The following is a 4,976-nucleotide window of genomic DNA, read 5'->3' as shown; positions in this document are numbered from 1 at the left end:
CGATCTATAACATCAGAAGTTGTGTTATGTATTAAGTTCCCATAAGTACGCATTCGATCGCCATGAAAAGGTGGCATTAATAGTTTTCTTTGACGTTGATGGCGATCGCCGTCTTGCAGAAGTAGAGAATTTCTACCCACGAGGTATTGTAAAACACCATTACCACCACCTGAGCTAAAGGTATCAGAGTCAGCAGTAAAAATTTGTTGAATAGCTTTAGGATTACAGAAATAGATAAAAGGAGTCTTGGAGTTAGTGTTAGTCCTGAAGGTATCTCCGTATTGAGAATATCGTTCCTCTATTGTTTGTAAGGGACGAAAAATAAATTTCCAAGTCCGGAGTCTTCGCTGTAAAGGGGACAAGGCTGGGCCATCAGGTAATTTCATTTTTGTTTTGCTGATTATCTCAAAGTTTCCTCATCTATTTTGATTCATTTGCCAGTGAGATGGGAGGGTTTCAATTGAAGAAGGAGGCAGAGGTCAGAAGGGTACGGAATTTGAAAAACAAACGTGGTTTTATCGCCGTACTTGATTTTATCTATCCAACAACTCCTAGATCTTAATTTTTGACTTTTAACTTTTGACTTTTGACTTTTGACTTTAGTTCCTGTGACTTATAGCTCCTGATTCTGTGATTGAGAAACAGTAAAAATTTTATTCATATGGTAAAGCTTGAATAACTATTAAGAGTAGACTCTAGGCAAATATTATAGGAATCTAAAATTCCATTAGCTAGTCTAACTGGATGAAGAAGTTTCCTATAGAATATAGCAGTTGAAGGAAAGGGCACGTACATTCCTAAATGCTCTTTGCAGAGCATTTCCACAGGAAAAACTCAGTCATAAATTACTTCTGACTTCTGACTTTTGTACGTCGCCAATCCGACGGCTCCCCTATCTAAACTTGCGCGTAGCGCTATAGCTCCTGTGTGGCAAAGCTAATTGCTATCTTTGTCTTTCTACTACAGAAAAATTAATAACGGTTAAATTTATGGAGGAGTAATGAATCAATATATCAACCCTACTACTGAAAATAAAATTCAGGTAGAAGACGATCGCACCGGAATGAGTGTTACTACTCTCAGACGCGCCCTAGCAGATAACTTGTTTTATTTGCAGGGGACTTATGAGTCCATGGCAAAACAAGATGATTTTTACCGTGCCCTGGCTTATACTATACGCGATCGCTTACTCCAACGCTTTCTTTCTACAATTCGTACTTATAATGAGAAAGATGTTAAGGTCGTATATTATCTCTCTGCCGAATTTCTCATGGGTCGTCACCTGGGTAATAGTTTGATTAATCTGGGAATTTATGAACAAGTTCGTCAGGCCATCACCGAATCAGGACTCAACTTAGACGAATTATTGGAGCAAGAAGACGATCCAGGTCTAGGAAATGGGGGTTTGGGTAGGTTAGCAGCTTGTTTTTTGGACTCTCTAGCTACTCTGGAAATTCCGGCGGTGGGTCATGGTATTCGTTATGAATTTGGCATTTTTACTCAAACTGTACAGGATGGTTGGCAAGCAGAAATCCCTGATAAATGGTTACGTTTTGGCAACCCTTGGGAAATAGCTCGTCCTGCTGAAAAAGTAGAAATCAAGTTTGGAGGCCATACAGAAGGATACCATGACGATAAAGGCCACTATCGAGTAACTTGGGTTCCAGATGAAACTGTAATTGGTATTCCATACGATACTCCTGTTCCTGGCTATAAAGTAAATACTGTAAACCCTCTACGTTTGTGGCGAGCAGAGGCTAGTGTAGACTTCAAATTTGAAGAGTTCAATGCTGGAAACTATGACGGTGCAGTAGCAGATAAAATGAGTTCGGAGACGATCTCCAAAGTTCTTTATCCAAATGATAATACTCCTCAAGGTAAGGAACTCCGTCTGAAGCAACAATATTTCTTTGTTTCCTGTGCTTTACAAGACATAATCCGTAGACATTTATCTCACAACAAAAATCTAGACAATTTGTATGAGAAAGCAGCAATTCAACTGAATGATACTCACCCTGCTGTGGCGATCGCGGAGATGATGCGCTTGTTAATTGATGAGTATGATATGGACTGGAAGCGTGCTTGGCATATTACTCAAAATACTTTTGCTTACACTAACCATACTTTGCTACCAGAAGCATTAGAGCGTTGGGCAATTAGTTTGTTTGGCCGCCTTCTCCCTCGCCACCTAGAAATTATCTATGAAATTAATCGGCGCTTTTTAACTCAAGTGCAAACTTGGTTTCCTAAAGACCCGGAATTGCTTGCCCGTGTTTCTTTGATTGAAGAGGGAGCAGAAAAATCTGTGCGGATGGCTAATTTGGCTACTGTTGGTAGTCATGCTGTTAATGGAGTAGCAGCACTGCACACAGAATTGTTGAAAAAAGGTGTGCTTAAAGATTTTTACCAACTTTTCCCAGACAAATTCTTTAATAAGACTAATGGAGTGACTCCCCGTCGTTGGGTTTTACTGAGTAACCCCAAGCTTTCTGCTCTATTCTCTGAGAAACTCGGAGGAGATAGTTGGTTGCGAGATTTTGACCAACTACGGCAACTAGAAAAATATGCTGGCGATCGAGATTTTCAAAAGCGTTGGCGAGAAATTAAGCAAGAGAATAAGGCTAAGTTAGCAGAGCGCATTCTCAAGCATAATCGAATTGAGGTAGATATTAACTCTCTATTTGATATTCAAGTCAAACGTATTCATGAGTACAAACGCCAACATTTGGATGTATTCAACATCATTACGATGTATAATCGCATTAAGCAAAACCCTAGCATTAATGTTACACCCCGCACGTTTATTTTTGGTGGCAAAGCTGCTCCTGGTTACTATATGGCTAAGTTGATTATTAAATTGACTAATGCTGTTGCTGATGTGGTTAATAACGATCCTGATGTGCGCGGTCGCCTAAAGGTTGTATTCTTGGCAAACTTTAATGCTTCCCTTGGTCAGATTATTTATCCTGCTGCTGACTTATCCGAGCAAATTTCTACTGCTGGCAAGGAAGCATCCGGAACTGGTAATATGAAGTTTGCCATGAATGGAGCTATGACTATTGGTACTCTTGATGGAGCTAATATTGAGATTCGCGAAGAAGTTGGAGCAGAAAACTTTTTCTTATTTGGAATGACTGCTCAAGAAGTTTTCGAGTTGAAGGCCAAGGGTTATAAACCTATGGAATACTACAATACTAATGCTGAACTCAAAGCAGTAATTGACCGAATTGCTAGCGGTCATTTTAGTGAAGGTAATCCTAATTTGTTCAAGCCTTTGATTGATTCTCTACTGTACAATGACCAATATATGCTACTAGCTGATTATCAAAGCTATATTGAATGTCAAGAGCGGGTTGGTAAGGTTTTCCAAGACCAGGAGAAATGGACAAAAATGTCTATCTATAATTCTGTTCGTATGGGTAAATTCTCTTCTGACCGAACAATTATGGAGTATGCAAAGGAGATTTGGGGAGCACAACCAGTCAAGATCGACCAAGAAAACTATACTCAAGATAATGCTGGTTTGAAGGTAGATTCTTAAGGAAGCACTTCAGCGGTTAGCATTCAGCAATCAGCTCAATACTGTAGGTTGGGTTAAGCGGCAGCGCAACCCAACAAAAATTAAGTGTCTGTTGGGTTTATCCTACAGTTAACGAGGTCATAGGTCAGAAGTTATTTTTGTAACGGGGGTTTGAGCAACTCTCCAAAAATATACTGAATTTTGCCCCCCTAACCCCCCAATTCTGGGGGGAACAAGATCCATTAGCTGCTAAAAGTCCCCCTTTATTAATCCCCCTCCCGTCCCCCTTGGGAAAGAGGGGGAAGCCAAATGTTGCTTCGCTTTTTGTTCAATGGGGGATGCGCGGGGGCGCGTGATGTAGCAAATGAGACTTTTCAGACAACCTCTTAAAAAGCAGGGTTTTAGACCTATATTATTTTGATAACCTGCGTTAACTTTCCTCAACCCAACCAGCAAAACTATACAGCATTTATTATGCTAAAATATTCTCTATTTTTATTTTTAATTCCTGAAAAAAATGCAAGACAAAATATTAGCTAAAGAAAGACAATTCCATGATATCTGGGCATCAACTATTGATATAGAAGGTATTCGAGTAGTTGATTATTTTGAAAGTTGTACTGCTCCAGAAAATAGATTTATTCTACAACAAATGGGCGATTTAACAGATAAATATTTGTTAGATTTAGGTTGTGGTGCAGGGGAAAATAGTGTTTATTTTGCTAAAAAAGGAGCGCGGTGTGTAGCGACAGATTATTCTCCTGGAATGGTGGATGTTGCTGTTAAGTTGGCTGAAACAAATGGGGTACAAATTGAGGGGAAAGTTATGGATGCAATGGCTTTAGAATTTCCCGATCATACTTTTGATTTTGTTTATGCTTCTAATTTACTTCACCACTTACCAAATCCAAAGTTAGCAATTAGAGAAATGCACCGTGTTCTTAAACCTGGTGGTAAAGCTTGTTTTTGGGACCCATTGAAACATAATCCTGTGATTAATGTTTATCGGCGCATTGCTACAAAGGTTAGAACTGAGGATGAAACGCCTTTGGATATTAATCTGGTTGATTTTATTAAATCTCTCTATTCAGAAACAGCTTACGATACATTTTGGTTAGCAACTTTGTGGATTTTTTTAAAGTTTTATTTAATTGAAAAAATTGACCCAAATAAGGAACGTTATTGGAAAAAAATTATTATTGAACATCAAAGATTAGAACCAATGTATCGGAAATTAGAAAGATTAGATGGGGTATTAAAAAAGTTGCCTTTAATGAAAAGATTTGCTTGGAATTTGGCAGTAGTTGCGACTAAATAGTAAATATAAAGGCAACAGGCAACAGGCAACAGGCAACAGGGAATAGGGAATAGGGAGCAGGGAGCAGGCAACAGGCAACAGGCAACGGGCAACAGGCAACGGGCAACGGGCAACGGGCAACAGAAAATTTTCATATAG

The 4,976-nt window shown here is 39.2% G+C and carries 3 protein-coding genes; 2 read left to right on the top strand and 1 reads right to left on the bottom strand.

Annotation, left to right across the window (positions count from 1 at the left end):
- On the bottom strand, nucleotides 1–386 hold a 386-nt coding region (locus AC3DU7_RS06395; protein ID WP_488038520.1), incomplete at its 3' end, for a cytochrome P450.
- Between the two features lie 614 nt (nucleotides 387–1,000).
- Here AC3DU7_RS06395 and AC3DU7_RS06390 point away from each other — a divergent pair.
- Complete coding sequence (locus AC3DU7_RS06390; RefSeq protein WP_488038519.1) at nucleotides 1,001–3,541, top strand: glycogen/starch/alpha-glucan phosphorylase; 2,541 nt, start codon at nucleotides 1,001–1,003, stop codon at nucleotides 3,539–3,541.
- Nucleotides 3,542–4,037: 496 nt separating this feature from the next.
- A complete protein-coding gene (locus AC3DU7_RS06385) occupies nucleotides 4,038–4,838 on the top strand; it encodes a class I SAM-dependent methyltransferase (protein ID WP_488038518.1) in 801 nt (266 codons plus the stop codon).
- The last annotated feature ends 138 nt before the right edge of the window (nucleotides 4,839–4,976 follow it).

It is taken from the genome of Okeania sp. (assembly GCF_983059655.1).
Note: the sequence above shows the minus strand (reverse complement) of the source record. Positions and strands in the feature narration are given on the sequence as shown.

Coding starts and splice junctions, on each gene's coding strand:
- AC3DU7_RS06390 (WP_488038519.1), top strand. CDS start 1,001: ATGAATCAATATATCAACCCTACTACTGAAAATAAAATTCAGGTAGAA.
- AC3DU7_RS06385 (WP_488038518.1), top strand. CDS start 4,038: ATGCAAGACAAAATATTAGCTAAAGAAAGACAATTCCATGATATCTGG.